Below are 15,210 nucleotides of genomic sequence, written 5' to 3'. Positions count from 1 at the left end.
GGTGCATGGCGGGTTCTCCGTACTTCCCTGGAGGCCTTTCCTTTAAACCTGTCTGTGAACCTGTCTGTGGCGGGCCACGCCCGACGATGATGAGCACCACGTCTACGCTATGACACTCTGACTCCGGCATACTTTTCCATTCAGCGGATGTCCGCGCAGGCGTCCCGAACACACCCGCGCAGCCAGCGATGCGCCGGATCGGCATCCAGCCGTGGGTGCCAGAGCAATGACACCGTGATCTCCGGCGTGGCGACCGGAAGGGGAAAACTGTGCATACCGGCGCGCAGGTTTCCGGTATGCCGTTCGGGAACAGTGGCGATCAGGTCTGAGGCCCGGGCCAGCGCCAGCGCGGCCGAAAAACCGCCGACGATGGTGGCGATTTCCCTTTGCAGCCCGAGCGGCACCAAGGCTTCATCCACCGGCTCCGCGCCCAGACCCCGCCGCGAGACGCCGATGTGCCTGCTGGCCGCATAACGGGCCGGCGTGATCTCGCCCTGGCTCAGCGGGTGCCCCGCTCGCACGACGCCAATGAAGCGGTCCCGGAACAAGGCCTGCACGCGCAGCTCAGGAGCCGTCGCCCTGCCCACCACGCCGGTTTCCAGGTCGACGGTCCCGTCGCGCAGCGGCGTGCTGTCTTTGTCCAGCTTCTGCACGAAGCACAGCCGCACGCCGGGCGCCTCCTGGCCGACGCGGGCAATGAGCGCCGGCCCGAAGTTCTCCACAAAGCCTTCGCGGGTCCGCAGCGTGAAGGTTCGGACCAGCTTTTTGAGCTTGAGCTTCTCCACGGGGCGCAGAACCGCTTCCGCGTCCTGCACGAGCTGGCCGACCTGCTCGCGCAGTGCTATCGCCCGGGGTGTGGGGACGAGGCCGCGCCCGGCCCTGACCAGCAGCGGATCGCCCGTCGTCTCGCGCAACCTCGCCAGCGCCCGGCTCATCGCCGACGGGCTGAGCCGCAAGCGCCGGGCCGCGCGCACAACGCTGCCTTCCGCGAGCAGCACATCAAGGGTGACCAGCAAGTTGAAATCGGGTGTCGCCATGCATCGACCATAGCGCAGTTTGGCCGTGACATGGCGTTAAACGCACGAATAAAGTGCAAATGGTGCGCCTTCCGCTATGCCAGGCAAAGAACTACGCTTCAGGCAGCTCCATTTCGGAGTCGCCAGCAAACGGAGCAGAAAGCGGAGTTCATGTTGAAGTCAATCATTGCAAAACGAGATGGGGCGGTCGTTGGAAGTGCCGGAAGCGCGGAACGGACACCTTCGGTCCGGTGGGCACTCGCCGCCCTTTCGCTGTCCATGTTGCTGTCCTCGCTCGGCACCAGCATCGCCAATGTGGGCTTGCCGACCTTGGCACAGGCGTTCAACGCCTCCTTCCAGGAAGTCCAGTGGGTCGTCCTCGCGTATCTCCTCGCCATCACCACCCTGATCGTCAGCGTCGGACGGCTCGGTGACATCACCGGCCGGAAGCGGCTGCTGCTGGCCGGCATCCTCCTGTTCACGGTGGCATCAAGCCTGTGCGGCATCGCGCCCACGCTCTGGCTGCTGATTGCCGCCCGGGCGGCACAGGGCCTCGGAGCAGCCGTCATGATGGCCCTCACCATGGCATTTGTCGGTGAGACGGTTGCCAAGGCAAAGACCGGTAGCGCCATGGGCCTGCTCGGAACGATGTCCGCGATGGGCACCGCTCTCGGTCCATCGCTTGGTGGCGTTCTGATCGCCGGACTCGGTTGGCCGGCCATCTTCTTCGTCAATGTACCGCTGGGTATCCTGACTTTTCTTCTCGCACATCGCTACCTGCCCGTTGATCGCCGGGGGCCGAAGACTGATAGCGCCGGTTTCGACCATGCGGGCACGCTGCTGCTGGCTCTGACGCTCGCGGCTTATGCACTCGCCATGACCATTCGTCATCATGACGGGCGCGGCAGTTTCGGTCCGCTGAACATGGCGCTGCTGTTGGCTGCTGCCCTGGGCGTCGGCCTCTTCGTGCGCGCCCAGGCAAGAGCCGCATCCCCTTTGATCCGGTTGGCGATGTTCCGCGACCCAGGCTTAAGTGCAAGCCTCGCCATGAGCGCACTCGTCTCGACGGTGATGATGGCAACGCTGGTGGTCGGGCCGTTCTATCTCTCCCGTGCGCTCGGGCTCAACGCGGCACTTGTCGGACTCGTCTTGTCGGTCGGCCCGCTTGCCGCCGCGCTGGCCGGTGTGCCGGCCGGCCGCATGGCGGACCGTTTTGGCGCACAACGCATGACCATCGTTGGGCTCATCGCCATAGCGGCCGGCTCCTTCGTGCTATCCATGGTGCCGGCGACGCCCGGCATCCCCGGCTACATCGCGCCCATCGTCGTCATCACCGTCGGCTATGCGCTGTTCATGACGGCCAACAACACCGCCGTCATGACCGATATCCGTCCGGACCAGCGGGGCGTCATTTCCGGCATGCTCAGCCTGTCGCGCAATCTCGGGCTCATCACCGGCGCATCCGTGATGGGCGCGGTGTTCGCGCTCGCATCGGCAACGACCGACATCACAACGGCGCGTCCCGAGGCCGTTGCCACCGGCATGCGATTCACGTTCGCAGTCGCGGCGATTCTGATCGTCGTCGCGCTCGCCATCGCGGTGGGAACTTACCGCCGCACATGGCGCAATCGGGCACCTGCTCCAGGAGCAGCGTTGCAGGCGAGCAAGAAAAATTCGGGATGACCTCGCGGCACTTTAATTCGCGCAGGCTCGACCTTCCAGATGAAGGGTGAGTAACGCATTAGCGTTAACGATTCCGATGCAGTTTCCCCTGCCGTAAGAAGACCGTGATTTCTCATGATCAGTGTCTTGTTTTCGCGGTCCCAAATCTCTTGAGACACGAGTTGCTTCATCAATATCATTCGCAATACCATCGTAGTCGTGATATGAAACCCGCTTGTAAAAGACCATCGACCGCTGGTAGAAGGGAAGCAACACTTGTTTTTGCGCAGACATCGCGCCCCCGCATTGGTATCGTGCTAGAAAATGAAGAGCTGACCGGCGCATTTGGATTTGGCAGGGGAAGAAAGAAAAAAGCACTCCGGAGAGTGCTTTTTTCTTTGATCATTTGGCCGACGATCGCTGGTCTTCACACGCGACGACCAAGACCGGATCAAGACGCTGCCGGGCGCCGCCTTCTGGGTCTCGGATGCTGTGATGCCTGCGGCGCCACAATGAAATCGACGAAACCTTGTGCCGCGGGGGAGAGCGAAACGCCTGCTCGTTGCACGAGTGAAACCTCCCGGTCGATCAGCGGGTTCTCCACACGGTGCCATCCGATCCGCGCCGGGTCTGTCAGCTTCACTGCGTAGCCGGGGAGGATGGCGACGCCGAGCCCTGCGTCGACCATTCCGATGAGAGAGCCCGCATAGTTAGCCTCCCTCGCGGGCTTCAGTATCAACCCGGCAGCCGCGAAGCCAGCTTCGGTGAGATCGCGGAACACGCTGCCACGGCTCAATGCGAGCACCGGCTCCTGCGCGACATCCGCCCAGGTCAACTTCTGCAGGCGGCTGAACGCATGCCCAACGGGGAATGCGGCCACCATGGCTTCCGAGAAGAGCAAGGTACGCCTGACGTCGACTTCATCGGACGCGAACGTGCCGATACCCACGTCGGCCGCACCGCCACGCACCAGCGGCAGAACCTGACTGGGCAGCGTGTCCTGGAGAACGACCTCAATGCCCGGGTACTTCGCAAAGAAGGCCGCAAGCAGCGGCGGAAGATAGGTGCTGGACAGAAGCAGTGGAGCAGCCACCACCACGCGCCCGCGCTCCCTCGCCATGAGCTTGTCCACACCTGAAATAGCCGACTCTAGGTCAGCGAGGATACGCTCCGCCCGAGGGAAGAGGTCGCTTCCCACCACCGTCAGGGTGACGGCTCGGGTAGTCCGGTCGAACAGCCGGCTCTCGATAGCTCCTTCAAATTCGCGCACAAGCAAGCTGAGGGCCGATTGCGTGAGGTGCATCGCCTGCGCGGCCCGGGTGAAGCTGCCAAGCCGGGCGACCAGGACGAAGGCTTGGATCTGGCGAAGAGTGACATTCATGAGCGGAGCCTATCATTTGATTAGAAAGTCTCGTTTGAAATATAGCCCGTTTGATCTTCTAATCACTACCAGTGCAGGGCGGTAAAGACCCGATCTGCACTGATAACAGAAAGACCAGAGACATGAAACGCCGTGAACTTCTCACCTCCGTGCCGGCGCTTGCTGCCGGCACCTTGCCATCATGGGCCACAGCACAGTATGCCTATCCGAGCGCGCCCGTGAAGGTGCTGGTGGGGTTTCCTCCAGGTACAGCAACAGACGCGGCGGTGCGCACCTTGGTAGAGCAGATGTCCAGGCGCCTGGGCCAGCCCTTCATCGTGGACAACAAGTCTGGCGGGGGCAGCAACATCGCCGCCAAGGCAGTGGCCACGGCCAAGCCCGATGGCTACACCCTCTTCGCGATCACGGTCGCCAACATCATCAACGGCGCGTTTCCGGGCGCCAATGCGGTCGACCCATTGAAGGAGTTCAAGCCGATCACGCTGATCGGGAACGTTCCCAATGTCCTGGTGGTTCATCCCTCGCTGAAGGTCACGACCGTTGCCGAGCTCATTGCGCTCGCAAAGGCCAAGCCCGGCTCCCTGACCTATGCCTCATCCGGCGTCGGCACCTCCCCCCATCTATCGGGTGAACAGTTCGCGCTCATGGCCAACGTCAAGATGGTCCACGTCCCATACAGGGGGAGCACGCCTGCGGTGACAGACCTGCTTGGCGGCCAGGTGCAGCTCATGTTCTCACCGGCTTCGACCGTGCTGCCGCACGTCCGGGCGAACAAGTTGGTAGCGCTGGCCGTCACCACCCTTAGCAGGACGTCAAGCGCGCCGGAACTCTACACGCTCGACGAACTGGGACTGAAGGGTTTTAACACTTCTGTGTGGATGGGGCTGGTGGCCCCGGCCCAGACACCATCCAGTGTCATCAGCAAGCTGCGCGCCACGGCCCACGCGGCGCTCGATTCAAGCGAGGTCCAGGCGATCTACAAGGCGCAGGCAATCGACACGCTCAAAACCAGCGATGAAGAGCTGTCCCGCTTCCTGCAGAACGAGATGGCGCGGTGGTCGAAGTTCATTAAACAGGCAGACATCAAGCCCGAGTAAGACAAGCTTTTTTCAAAAGGAATACAGAAATGTCCAAACTACACGCCACCGAGTGCCGCGAATTCATTGCGGCGGTAACCGAGAAAGCTGTCAATATGGGTGTGCCCATTTCCGTCGCCATCGTTGGGCCCGAAGGGCACCTGATCGCGTTGGAGCGCATGGACGATGCAGGCTTCATCACCCCGGATATTGCCCGTGCCAAGGCATTCACCGCTGCGGCTTTCCGCTCGATGAGCCCGCGTTTTAGCGACGGCTTGGTCATTCAACAATGGTTCAAGGAGCGCAATCCGCAGATGTTGGCAAACGCATCGGCCTTCACCAACGGTCAGGTAGTCGCCTCGGGCGGCTGTACGCCGGTGTTCAAGGGCAACGACATGGTTGGCGCCTATGGCATCAGCGGTGCGACTAGCGCCCAGGACGAGGAGATCGGCCAGTACGCCCGCGAGAAGTTGGGCTGGGCGCACATGCCAGTCGACGACACGACGCCGGAAAGCGTCAAAAAACACGTGAACGAGCTTTACGCCAAGGCCGGCATTAAGGATCGATCCCTCTGAACACCGATCCCGGCAGCTGAGGCTGTGCGCGCCGCGCGTCTTCATCCCCGGCCGAGGGCTCGTGCAGCACCGACCGCAGCATCGGGAGCTGCTTGTCCCCGTCGAGCCGGTGGGTGTTGACGCGCCTGGCGTGCCGGTTCACTTCAATGCCGGCAGAGTCGACCACGATGTTGTCGACGTCCTGCTCGAGCAGCCAGCGATGCAGCCACCACGCGGGCGAGCGCGTGTGGTTTCAATTCTCCTTTGCAACGGAAGTTTGAAATTCTCTTTTTTTGCTCCGGGGCGTCGTGACGCCTCGTCGCACACATATAAAGCCAGACAATGATCAATGCCAAACAACGTCAGGACGCCGCAAATGCGTTGCTGCAAGCCGAAAAAGACCGTCAGCCCATCCAGCAGGTCAGCAAGACCTGGCCGGAGATGGAGATTGAAGATTCATATGCCATTCAGCAACTTTGGACAGCGGCCCGTGTGAAAGCGGGCGCGCGCGTTGTCGGTCACAAAATTGGACTTACGTCCAAGGCCATGCAGAGGGCCTCCAAGATGACGGAGCCCGACTACGGTGTGTTGCTCGATGACATGCTTTATCCGGACGGCGCAAAGATTCCCGCTTCACGATTCCATATGCCGAGGCTGGAGGTCGAGTTGGCCTTCGTTTTGGGCAAACCGCTCGGCGGCAAGAACCTCACCGTTTATGACGTGCTCGATGCAACGGCATATGTCACGCCGGCACTGGAAATCATTGATTACCGCACCGAAGTTCCACGCGAAATTTGCGACACCATCGCAGATAACGCCGCGGCAGCTGCCATGGTGACGGGTGGCCGGGTCGTCCGGCCCATGGATGTGGACCTTCGCTGGATAGGCGCCACGCTGTCCAAGAATGGTGTCATTGAGGAGTCCGGCGTTTCGGCGGCAGTCATGGGTCACCCCGCAATGGGGATTGTGTGGCTTGCCAACAAACTCGCAGTACACGGCATCACGCTGGAGGCGGGGCACATCCTTTTGGCCGGATCATTTACCCGGCCAACCGCGGTTGAGGCTGGTGACACCATCCATGCAGACTTCGGCCCCCTGGGCTCCATCGGCCTCTCATTTTCGTGAGCGGTCGCGCGCCATGCAACTGCCAATAAATCACTTCAAACAAGCCCTGCTTCAGGGTACACAGCAGCTCGGGCTTTGGTGCACATTGTCCAGTCCCTACGCCATTGAGTTGCTTGCAGGCTCCGGGTTCGACTGGCTGCTGATCGACACAGAGCATTCGCCAAGCGATGTTGTCGGCGTGCTGGCACAGTTGCAAGCGGTCGCACCTTATCCGGTGTCTGCCGTTGTCCGGCCTGCATGGAATGATCCGGTACTGATAAAGCGGTACCTGGACATTGGTGCGCAGACCTTGCTGCTGCCCTATATCCAGAACGCTGAAGAAGCTGAAGCGGGCGTGCGCAGTATTGAATACCCATCCAGCGGCATCCGGGGGGTGTCGGCTTTGACCCGGGCTACCCGATTTGGGCGCATCAAGAACTACGCGGCCGAGTGCCGCGAGCAACTGTGCTTGCTGGTTCAGGTCGAAACACTCGAAGCCATCAGCCAACTGGAATCAATCGCCAGTGTCAAGGGTGTTGACGGGGTATTCATCGGACCGGGCGATCTCGCGGCCAGCATGGGACTTTTGGGACAGCCTGGGCACCCGGATGTAGTTTCAGTCATCGAAAACGCCATTGCCACCATCAGGAAGCACGGTAAACCCGCCGGCATTCTGACGGGCGACAAAGCCCTGGCCAAGAAATGCATTGAACTTGGAACCACTTTCACCGCGGTAGGTGTTGACGTTGGAATTCTGGCTGCGCAAACCACTCTTTTAAGAGATTCATTCACCCGGGAAAGCCCGTGCTGAATCCCCTGCCATCCCCATGATTAACGTATCCGATATCAACAAGCCCGCACCCGTTGGCCGGCTCAGAGCCGCTTCATTGGGAACGGACATCGACCATGGGCAAATGCGAATTGCTGCAGCAAATTTGATCGCTTGCCTGGGACCTGTAGGCACCTATAGTGAAGATGCTGCGATCCTGTATTTCGGATCGAGTAGCAAACGCCTGTTGTTACCTTCGCTGGATGCCATATTCGAAGCGTGCGAATCGGGATTGGCTAGCCACAGTGTCGTAGCTGTTGAGAACAGCACGGAGGGAGCCGTTCCAAGGACCCTTGATCTTTTATATAAAACAGAGCTTCAAATATGCGGTGAATTGTCGCTGTTACTGCGACATGATCTTTTAACGCAATCTGGACAGCTCCATGGTGTTACTCGTGTTCGCGCACACGCACAGGCGCTTGCGCAGTGTCATGGATGGTTGTCCACGAATGCGCCACACTTGATACGAGAAGCGGTGTCAAGTAATGCGGAAGGCGCAAGGCTTGCAGCCCAGGACCCAACCTCTGCTGCGATTGGCGGTCTGAGATCGGCTGAGGAATACGGACTATTGGCTGCCTTTCATGCCGTTCAGGACGATCCGAATAATCGCACCCGATTTTTTGTTTTAAGTCGCAAAGACAACGCATCAGAAGCTCTCGGGGTCGGGTGTAAGACATCAATCATTGTGTCGGTGCCGAATGAGGTGGGCGCTCTTTTCCGTGTGGTTGAGCCTTTCGCTCGACATGGTGTCTCGATGTCCAGGTTTGAGTCGCGGCCTGTCAAGTCGGGGGCTTGGGACTACAACTTCTATATAGATATCGTTGGTAGTCGTTTGGAGGAGAAAGTGGCGAATGCGCTCGCTGAACTTCAGCAACAGGGAGCAAAAGTGAAGTTACTAGGCTCTTACTTCGACACGGATCAACATTGATCTGATAAGGCGTTTTCCATCTCAGCGCCTCGAGATGTTTGGCAAAGTTGAAGGCGCAGACAAAGGCCAACACATGTGCTTTCAGGCTCTCCAAGTCGGGGTCACAGTTTGAGCGGCGTCACGATAGGGCAAAAGAAGGTGAGCGGCTTCTGGCTGAAGCCGCTAAGTGGCAGCATGCTCGGGAGATTCGAGAATATGTTGCCGAAATCCTCCGGCTCGCTGGGCACAGTCCTGCTTCAGCATTAGCTGAGTGGGCAAAGTGGGTGCTGCAGGTGGCTGCAACGGAAGACCCAATACAAGCAAAGCTGGCTTCACTTGGCCCCGGTACCAACGGCTGAATACTTCAAGGCCTTTATAGCTTTTGCGCGTTGATCGTCGACGTATTTAGCGACATTCGTGATGTGTCCGTGCCACATCTTTCCAAGCTTATACGGTTCGGGTGATCTTGACGATGACATATTGATGGCCACCGCTCGCACTTTCTTTGCCAGCGTCGGAAACAGTAAAACCATCTCCTCCGCCAGCTGCGACCCAAGCCTCAACCAGCTTATGAAAGCCTTCACCATCCATTCCTAATATATGGGGGCTGACATAGAAAGAACTCCCAATCGCCGAATCAGCCAAGAGGCTATCAAATTTATTCATGCAACCACCACCCTTTCACCTTTAAGGAAACAGGACGCGCAGATCAGCTGCTTGGTTCCGCCCCGTGCCTTGCTGTTCTTCAATAGAACACCATACTTGCCACCGGTGGGCACCACAAGGTACAAACCGCCAGAGTCCGAGTAGCGCTCTCGGGCCTCGCCCTCAGGGTATTTGGCGTTCTTGCATGCTGTATCTGTCAAGGCCATTTTGGGGACTTTCTGGCTTAGGCGGGGAATTTCCCTGCTTTACGCCCCAAAAAAACTTAGGTGTCAAAAGACGATGCGAGACGACCTGAAACAAAAAAGCCCCGGCGGGCGGGGCTTTCAGGGCATTTTAGATACGTCCTGAGATGTTCTTGGATGCATTTCTGGCGGAGAGGGTGTCTGCAAAAACACCGTCCAACTGTGTCCGAAGGACTTCATATAAATCGTAATCTCCCTCTGAAAATCAGCTTGTAGGGTTACGGCACCATCCATTGCAATCCAACACAATAGAGTTTATATTGTGGTAACTAATGTGGATTGGATACGGTTAGATGCCAAAAAAAGCGGTTGAACTGGGGGCCTTGCAGGTGAGTCGCTTGACTCAGCCTGGCCGCTATGCCGTGGGTGGTGTGGCGGGCTTGCACCTCTGGGTTAAGCCGTCCGGTAACCGTTCCTGGATCCTGCGGGTGTTGGTCGGCGCCATCCGCAAAGACATCGGCTTGGGTGGATACCCCGATGTCACCCTGGCCGGGGCCCGGGATGCCGCCCGCCGCGCGCGCGACCAGATCCTGCAGGGTGTCAACCCTATCGAGCAGCGCCGGCAAGCGAAGGCGCTGCTTATGGCCGACCAGGCCAAAGCCAAGACCTTCAAGGACTGCAGCGCCGCCTTCATCGAGGATCGCGGCGACGAGTGGCGCAATCCAAAACACCGGCAGCAGTGGCACAACACCCTTGAAACTTACGCCTTTCCATTCATTGGCGGCCTGTTCGTTAGGGACATTTCCCTGGCCCATGTCCTGGAGGTGTTGCGGCCTATCTGGAAAACGAAGACCGAAACGGCCGCCCGGGTGCGGGGACGCATCGAAACGGTGCTCGATTGGGCGGCTGTGCGTGGATACCGCGCCGGGGACAACCCCGCGCGCTGGAAGGGTCACTTGGATCAAGTGCTGCCCAAGCCATCCAAGGTAAAAAAAGTGGAGCATCACAGCGCCGTAGGGCTGGATGACCTTGCCGGCTTCATTGCCGCCGTGCGTCGTGTCCCGGGCATGGGCGCCCGGGCTCTGGAGTTCGCCATACTGACGGCCGCGCGGTCCGGTGAGGTGCGAGGGGCCCTGTGGTCCGAATTTGACCTCAAGGCCGCGCAATGGATTGTGCCGCCCGAACGCATGAAGGCCGGCGAAGAGCATCGCGTGCCACTGTCAAAGCAGGCTATCAAACTGCTGAAATCAATCCCCCGTTTCGAGGGCTCGGACGTGGTTTTCTGCGGAATCAAAGGGCAGGTGCTGAGCGACATGACCCTTTCTGCGGTCATGCGCCGCATGGAGGTCAACGCCGTCCCCCACGGGTTTCGGAGCACATTCCGGGATTGGGCGTCCGAGCGGACAAATTTCCCGCGGGAGCTTGCCGAAAAGGCACTGGCGCACACCATCGAGTCAAAGGTGGAGGCGGCCTATCGTCGAGGCGACCTACTGGCCAAGCGCATGCAGATGATGCAGGCCTGGGCAGATTTCTGCGAAACGCCGGTGAACAAAGGGACGGTGGTACCGCTCAAGCGAAAAGGATAAGCGCGAAGCCCTGGCGCGGTTTATCCAGGGCAAATAAGACGGGGCCAGTAGGTGCGCTAACACCATCCAACCCCTAACCAAAACTGAAACGGAGCTTCAATCATGGCTATCAATACTTTAATCCAAACAACCGACCCAGCTTATCCGGTGCGAGCCGGTTCATTAGCCCTGCAAGCGCTGATGCGGGACATCAGGGCGGTGAGTGATGAAACAATAGATCTTGAAGCAGAGGAAGATCGTGATTATTTTGCGATAACGCAGCTTGTGGCCAAAAGCCTAAAGGAGAATCTTAAAAATCCTGACCCAGCGCATCGCGAGGGCTATTTAAGAGCCATTACAGACATTCTGTGCATGGCAGTAGACGGAGTGAGCCCCGGTGACAACTGGGACCCCATTGACTCCACAAAACGATCATTCTCTGGTAGGTGAAAAAGGTGAAAACAGCCGTGATCCTTCAGCTGGCGGAACTGCTGCGGCCCATGGATAAGACTGACCGGAAAATGGCGAAAGATATCCTGGGTGATCTGGTCGACAACCCAGAGGAAGCCGCACTGATGGCCAGCAAATTTGAGCACATGTTTGGGGAGCGGGGCGCCAGGCGCACAGAGTGCGGCGGCATAGGAACCGCGCGAATTTACCAATTCAGGCTGCTCCCCGAAAACCCGTTTCCCTGACGGGCTGGGCTGGCATCTTTTCAGGGCGGACCGAGGGGGTGTTATGCAATCCGCAACAGACAAAATTCAAGTTTTTACGCCTGAAGCCATAGCCCGGAAAATTGGGGGCGATACGGGCACCTGCGACTGGTGGAGTAGATGAGCACGCCGAAGAAACCCATCAAGGTAAAACCCGAAGCGCCAACATCCCGCGCCATCTATGACCTGGGCTTGAGTGCAGAGGAGTTGCTGGACAAGCTGCATGAGATACAGAACAGCGACGACGGCAAGGCCTTGGAGCAGCTTCGCCGGTTGATAAATAAAGCGAGAATGGATCCGATCATCCTTAAATCACCTCCCATCTCAGCGGTGGTTTCTCTCTTTCAAGACCTCGTCTTTGATGTCGAATACGGCGCTACGCCAGAGGAAATCTTTCGACCAGTTGAGATTCTGTATCGATCCATGCGCGGCAAGGCTGGCGGTCGCCCTCGTAAGGAAGACGTGTGGAAGGAATGGCGCCAAAGATACGAACAGAAAAGGGTGAGGCACCCGAGTCTCACCGCCCGCGAGCGATACGAAGACATTGCGTCAGAGTGGGAGAGTGAAGGGCACACCCCCGTCAAGTGGCGGCAGATTCAGGACGGAATCAGCGAACTCAAGAAGAGAGAAAAATAACTAGGTTTACCCGATAAGGCGTTTTTAAAGTCCATCCATCTAAACCGAATACGGATGGAACCAATGGACACCACTGCAACCGCATCAACCGCCCAAACCTGGATCCGCGGTCCCAAGCTTCGTCAGCGCTGGGACATGCCCAACAGCACGTTCTATGACCGGTTGAAAAAGAAGCTGATCCCGGAGCCCGAATATCCATTTGGCCCGGAAACACCGTATTGGCGGATGACCGTTATCGAAGCGTTTGAGCAGCGCGCCAAGGTGGCGGCATGAGCGGCACCCAATACCCGGACAAAGCCTTCGCCACCCAGCAAGCCCGGGCCGCAATCGCTGGCGTGAGCCTTCATCGCCTGGAGGATGACAGAGGCCGGGAAGTTTTCATCGTCAGCCGCTGGGCCATGACCCGCGAATTGCCATCACTGGATGCTGTGTCAGCCTGGCTGGATGCCGTAACCGGCAAGACCGCATGACAGTCGCTCAGCAGCAGGACACGCCGGCCGTCATCCGAGCCAAAGCCGAAGCCTGGTTTAAGCGTCAGTGCGAGATCAGCGCTTTATCGCTCGGCAACAAGTGGCCAGAACACCGCGAGTGGGTAGAGGCTTATCTCCGGCAGGAAATCCGGGAACGTCTGATCGCGCGCGGCTGGAGGCCTAAGCGGTGAGCGGCTTGGGGGAAGTGTTTGAAGGGCTGGAGGTGCCGCCCAGCGTGCCGTTCCATCCGAAAAAGCAAGCCTCACCAGCGCCTGAGCCGGCACCTGATCGCGCCCCGCGGTTCCAGCTTCTCAGCGTGGCCGAACTTCACAGATTGCCGCGATTGACTTGGGCCATTCACGGTGTGCTACCGGCGACTGGTTGCGCCGCCATCTACGGTCCCAGCGGGTCCGGGAAAAGTTTTCTTGAGCTCGACTTGGTAGCGGCGCTGACCGAGATGGGCGATTGGTTCGGGCACAAGGTTCGCGTGCCGTTGCGTGTCGTGATTATTGTCCTCGAAGGGGAAGCAGGATTTCGCAATCGAGTCGAAGCGTGGGAGATTGTTCACAACAGGCCATTTCCAGAGCAGGTGCAGTTCGTGTTCCAGCCCTTCAGGCTCAATGATCGCGCCGACTGTCTGGCCCTTGCTGCGGCGATTGATCACGCTGGCGGGACCGATGTCGTAGTGGTTGACACCCTCAACCGCGCCGCGCCAGGCACCGATGAGAACAGTAGCCGCGACATGGGGATCATTCTGGACCACTGCAACGAACTGCAGCGCATGTTCGGGGGCTTGCTGCTGTTGGTGCACCACACCGGTAAAGATGCCGCCAAGGGTATGCGCGGCCATTCAAGTCTGCACGCTGCGCTGGACGCGGCCATTGAGGTCACACGGACTGATGATCGCAGGGAATGGACCTTAGCAAAGTCCAAGGACGGCGCCGACGGCCAACCTCACGGCTTTTTCCTCGAAGTCGTTCACTTGGACGATGACGATGATGGTGAGCCTGTGACTTCCTGCGCTGTGCGTTCGGATGACACCCCTGTAGTGCACCGCCCGCGGCTGCCGAAGGGCGGCAATCAGCGAATCATCTACGACGCCTTGAACCCGCTTTTCAGGGACTCACGGCACTTCGGCATGGCCGGTGCACCGCCTACCCGCCCTTGCATTCGCCTGGACGACGCAATCGCGGCCACCAAGGACAGCCTAGCGGTTGAGGCAAAGCGCCGGCCAGAACGCACCCGCCTAGCCATAACCGGGTTGATCGCTACGCATGTCCTGGATTGCAAAGAGGACTGGATATGGCTTCGCTGAGGTTTCCCATTCTTCCCATTTCTTCCCAATCTGGTGCCGATGGGATTCCCATTCTTCCCACTCTCCCTTTAGGGGAGTGGGAAATGGGAACGGGCGTGACCACTACCAGACCCCGGGGGCCGTGTGATGTTCCAGGACCTCGCGAAGTCAGGACCAGCCCCATCCTCATTTGGACAAAAAATTCCCCTTTTGAATTGGAAATCAAATGGCAGGTAATTCAAATGGCCTGGACGGGTGGCCGCTGGAGTAGCCCCCCGGGGCGGGCATCAGAGGTTTGTGGCCGACCAGCATGTAAACCGTACCGACAGCTTTTTTTTTACAAGCCTGCATCAGATTTTTGGAATTTTGACCATGCCTAACCCTGGAAAACCCGATTCTCTCAAGCTAATCACTGGATCTAGGCGGCTGAGCAAGGCCGCGCCAGTGGCAACGCTGCCACCTGTGGCCACCGTGCCGGCCGCACCCGATTGGCTGGTCAATGCCCACGCGGTCAAGGAATGGAACCGGCTGGCGCTCATTCTGGTGGCGAACAAGCTGCTGACCGAAGCAAGCCTGAGCCCGCTTGCGCACGCGTGCTGTCTGTTCGGCCGTCTGGCGCAATCGTGGGCGTCCGGCATACCGCCGACGGCAGCCCTGCAAGCCCAGTACCGCAATTTGATAAACGACTTCGGACTGACGCCGGTTTCTCAGGGCAAGGTGCCGCCCAGCGGGCCAGACACGCCAGGCGGCAACCGCTTCTCGCGCCACGGCCGGCACACGCGGGGCTGAATTTTGCACAACGCATTCGACACCGCGAATGATTTGAAAGCTCGTGCTGAAGCCACGCATTTGCTGCTGCAGGCGAAGTGCCGGGAGGCAGGCTCTTTCGTGAGCATCGATGAGAGGGTGAGCGAACAGGACGCGGCGCAACTGCTGGGCATAACTGCCGGCGGGCTGAAAAACATGCGGCACGAAGGGCGCGCGCCTGAAGCCTACGGCGCTCCCATTGGGCGCGGCAAGGTCAGTTATCGGCTATTCGACCTCGCGTTGTGGATCGAGCAAAAAAGAGGCGCCTGGGGCAACTGAACGTCATCCATCGTCATGGACTCCCGCGGCGCACGGCGGCCCAATAGACGCATAGATTAACGAAAGGAC

Annotated in this window: 19 protein-coding genes; 16 read left to right on the top strand and 3 right to left on the bottom strand. The window is 59.1% G+C overall.

Annotated features, from left to right (window positions below; all coding sequences use genetic code 11):
• Window positions 1-140: 140 nt before the first annotated feature.
• Window positions 141-1,037, bottom strand: coding sequence for a LysR family transcriptional regulator (locus tag BPRO_RS04830; protein WP_011481934.1), 897 nt, complete (start codon window positions 1,035-1,037; stop codon window positions 141-143).
• Between the two features lie 150 nt (window positions 1,038-1,187).
• Between BPRO_RS04830 and BPRO_RS04825 the strand changes: the two genes are divergently transcribed.
• Window positions 1,188-2,699: an MFS transporter gene (locus tag BPRO_RS04825; RefSeq protein WP_011481933.1), complete on the top strand. Its 1,512-nt coding sequence runs from the start codon at window positions 1,188-1,190 to the stop codon at window positions 2,697-2,699.
• A 430-nt stretch (window positions 2,700-3,129) separates the two neighbouring features.
• Here BPRO_RS04825 and BPRO_RS04820 read toward each other — a convergent pair whose 3' ends face one another.
• On the bottom strand, window positions 3,130-4,059 hold the full coding sequence (locus tag BPRO_RS04820; RefSeq protein WP_011481932.1) for a LysR family transcriptional regulator: 930 nt from the start codon (window positions 4,057-4,059) through the stop codon (window positions 3,130-3,132).
• A gap of 122 nt (window positions 4,060-4,181) precedes the next feature.
• On the opposite strand from BPRO_RS04820, the gene BPRO_RS04815 reads away from it, so the two are divergent.
• From BPRO_RS04815 to pheA, 5 genes are all read left to right on the top strand, one after another.
• The gene (locus BPRO_RS04815; RefSeq protein ID WP_011481931.1) at window positions 4,182-5,156 is read left to right on the top strand and encodes a tripartite tricarboxylate transporter substrate binding protein; all 975 of its coding nucleotides are present in this window, start codon (window positions 4,182-4,184) and stop codon (window positions 5,154-5,156) included.
• A gap of 29 nt (window positions 5,157-5,185) precedes the next feature.
• Window positions 5,186-5,710 carry a GlcG/HbpS family heme-binding protein gene (locus tag BPRO_RS04810; RefSeq protein ID WP_011481930.1) on the top strand — a complete coding sequence of 175 codons (525 nt, stop codon included), beginning with the start codon at window positions 5,186-5,188 and terminating at the stop codon, window positions 5,708-5,710.
• A 321-nt stretch (window positions 5,711-6,031) separates the two neighbouring features.
• Complete coding sequence (gene hpaH, locus BPRO_RS04805) at window positions 6,032-6,814, top strand: 2-oxo-hept-4-ene-1,7-dioate hydratase (RefSeq protein WP_011481929.1); 783 nt, start codon at window positions 6,032-6,034, stop codon at window positions 6,812-6,814.
• Window positions 6,815-6,827: 13 nt separating this feature from the next.
• Complete coding sequence (locus BPRO_RS04800; RefSeq protein WP_011481928.1) at window positions 6,828-7,604, top strand: aldolase/citrate lyase family protein; 777 nt, start codon at window positions 6,828-6,830, stop codon at window positions 7,602-7,604.
• A gap of 16 nt (window positions 7,605-7,620) precedes the next feature.
• Window positions 7,621-8,550 carry a prephenate dehydratase gene (gene pheA / locus BPRO_RS28395; protein ID WP_081430478.1) on the top strand — a complete coding sequence of 310 codons (930 nt, stop codon included), beginning with the start codon at window positions 7,621-7,623 and terminating at the stop codon, window positions 8,548-8,550.
• A gap of 426 nt (window positions 8,551-8,976) precedes the next feature.
• On the opposite strand, the gene BPRO_RS29435 is transcribed toward pheA, so the two are convergent.
• A complete protein-coding gene (locus BPRO_RS29435) occupies window positions 8,977-9,195 on the bottom strand; it encodes a hypothetical protein (RefSeq protein WP_157045729.1) in 219 nt (72 codons plus the stop codon).
• Window positions 9,196-9,730: 535 nt separating this feature from the next.
• Between BPRO_RS29435 and BPRO_RS04785 the strand changes: the two genes are divergently transcribed.
• The 10 genes from BPRO_RS04785 to BPRO_RS04740 all read left to right on the top strand — a co-directional run bounded on the left by BPRO_RS04785 (window position 9,731) and on the right by BPRO_RS04740 (window position 15,141).
• Window positions 9,731-10,963 carry a tyrosine-type recombinase/integrase gene (locus BPRO_RS04785; RefSeq protein ID WP_011481924.1) on the top strand — a complete coding sequence of 411 codons (1,233 nt, stop codon included), beginning with the start codon at window positions 9,731-9,733 and terminating at the stop codon, window positions 10,961-10,963.
• Between the two features lie 102 nt (window positions 10,964-11,065).
• Window positions 11,066-11,392 carry a hypothetical protein gene (locus BPRO_RS04780; protein ID WP_011481923.1) on the top strand — a complete coding sequence of 109 codons (327 nt, stop codon included), beginning with the start codon at window positions 11,066-11,068 and terminating at the stop codon, window positions 11,390-11,392.
• Window positions 11,393-11,397: 5 nt separating this feature from the next.
• Window positions 11,398-11,637, top strand: a complete 240-nt coding sequence (locus BPRO_RS04775) for a hypothetical protein (RefSeq protein WP_157045728.1) — start codon at window positions 11,398-11,400, stop codon at window positions 11,635-11,637.
• A 138-nt stretch (window positions 11,638-11,775) separates the two neighbouring features.
• A complete protein-coding gene (locus BPRO_RS04770; RefSeq protein WP_011481921.1) occupies window positions 11,776-12,291 on the top strand; it encodes a hypothetical protein in 516 nt (171 codons plus the stop codon).
• Window positions 12,292-12,354: 63 nt separating this feature from the next.
• Window positions 12,355-12,564, top strand: coding sequence for a hypothetical protein (locus BPRO_RS04765; protein ID WP_041388376.1), 210 nt, complete (start codon window positions 12,355-12,357; stop codon window positions 12,562-12,564).
• Entirely contained in the window at window positions 12,561-12,761 is a 201-nt protein-coding gene (locus tag BPRO_RS04760; protein ID WP_011481920.1) for a hypothetical protein, read from the top strand. The genes BPRO_RS04765 and BPRO_RS04760 overlap by 4 nt, the downstream gene beginning before the upstream one ends.
• On the top strand, window positions 12,758-12,952 hold the full coding sequence (locus BPRO_RS04755; RefSeq protein ID WP_041388374.1) for a hypothetical protein: 195 nt from the start codon (window positions 12,758-12,760) through the stop codon (window positions 12,950-12,952). The genes BPRO_RS04760 and BPRO_RS04755 overlap by 4 nt, the downstream gene beginning before the upstream one ends.
• Window positions 12,953-12,966: 14 nt before the next feature.
• Window positions 12,967-14,076 (top strand): AAA family ATPase, encoded by a 1,110-nt coding sequence (locus BPRO_RS04750; protein WP_232291540.1) that lies wholly within the window; start codon window positions 12,967-12,969, stop codon window positions 14,074-14,076.
• Window positions 14,077-14,427: 351 nt separating this feature from the next.
• Entirely contained in the window at window positions 14,428-14,844 is a 417-nt protein-coding gene (locus BPRO_RS04745) for a hypothetical protein (RefSeq protein ID WP_011481918.1), read from the top strand.
• Between the two features lie 60 nt (window positions 14,845-14,904).
• Entirely contained in the window at window positions 14,905-15,141 is a 237-nt protein-coding gene (locus tag BPRO_RS04740; RefSeq protein WP_232291493.1) for a hypothetical protein, read from the top strand.
• Window positions 15,142-15,210: the final 69 nt, after the last annotated feature.

This window comes from Polaromonas sp. JS666 (assembly GCF_000013865.1).
Taxonomy (GTDB): Bacteria; Pseudomonadota; Gammaproteobacteria; order Burkholderiales; family Burkholderiaceae_C; genus Polaromonas.
Note: the sequence above shows the minus strand (reverse complement) of the source record. Positions and strands in the feature narration are given on the sequence as shown.